Raw genomic sequence first — 567 nt, 5'->3', positions numbered from 1 at the left:
CGGCGTGGTCACTGCACGCTCCACCGATGTGGGTGCGCTGATCAGTGCCGGTGGTGCCACCGGCAAAGAGCTGTTCGCGGTCTCCGACGTCAGCCGCCTGCGGGTGTATGTGCAGGTGCCGCAGTCGTCGGCGCCGCAGATCCAGGTGGGCACCGTGGCGCGTCTGAGCGTGCCGGAGTATCGCGGTGAAACCTTCAACGCCAAGGTGATCGCCACTGCCGATGCGGTGAACGCCGCGTCCGGCAGCACCCTGGTGCAATTGTTGGTGGAGAACCCCGGCAGCCGCCTGTTGCCGGGCGGCTACACCAGCGTGCAGTTCACCTTGCCGGTGCAGACCGACGTGCTGCGCCTGCCTGCCAGCGCCCTGGTGTTCGATGACAAGGGCATGCGCGTGGCCACCCTCGACGCGAATAATCATGTGCACTTCAAGACCGTGACCATCGCCCGGGACTTCGGTGACAGCGTGGAAATCGGCAGCGGCCTGGTTGCCACCGACCGCGTGATCGACACCCCGCCCGACGGCCTGGCCGACGACGATTCGGTGCAACTGGCCGCCAATCCCGTGGA

At 66.8% G+C, this 567-nt stretch carries 1 protein-coding gene; it reads left to right on the top strand.

Annotated features, from left to right (window positions below):
• Positions 1-567, top strand: a 567-nt coding sequence (locus HX846_RS30440) for an efflux RND transporter periplasmic adaptor subunit (RefSeq protein ID WP_178966804.1), incomplete at both ends; no start/stop codon positions are given.

This window comes from Pseudomonas sp. K5002 (assembly GCF_013386655.1).
GTDB lineage: Bacteria > Pseudomonadota > Gammaproteobacteria > Pseudomonadales > Pseudomonadaceae > Aquipseudomonas.
The sequence above is the reverse complement of the archived record's forward strand: the minus strand, read 5'-3'. Positions and strand labels throughout refer to the sequence as shown.